This window comes from Shewanella sp. 8A, from assembly GCF_023475945.1.
In the GTDB taxonomy this organism is placed as follows: Bacteria; Pseudomonadota; Gammaproteobacteria; order Enterobacterales; family Shewanellaceae; genus Shewanella; species Shewanella xiamenensis.
The window spans coordinates 1-297 of sequence record NZ_JAMDJP010000116.1; the positions used below are offsets into that span (position 1 = coordinate 1).

1 rRNA gene is annotated in these 297 nt (G+C 44.4%); it reads left to right on the top strand.

Annotated elements, in window-relative coordinates:
• Positions 1–193: 193 nt before the first annotated feature.
• A 5S ribosomal RNA gene (gene rrf / locus M0413_RS22800) occupies positions 194–297 on the top strand; the annotation flags it as partial.

Genomic DNA, 297 nt, shown 5'->3' on the forward strand with positions numbered 1-297 from the left:
ATACTAATGACTCGAGAGGCTTAACCATACAACCCAGATGGGTTTTGCTAAGTAGCACTTAGACGAATATGAACACTTAAGAAGTGGTACTCAATACAGCTTTCCGAATTATTAAATAAGATAAGAGCAGATTTTAGTTCCTAGAATCTAGCAGCACGCAGTGCGCTCTCGAGTCTTGTTTAAACCGAATTTGCTTGGTGACAATAGCATTGTGGTCCCACCTGATCCCATCCCGAACTCAGAAGTGAAACGCAATCGCGCCGATGGTAGTGTGGGGTCTCCCCATGTGAGAGTAGG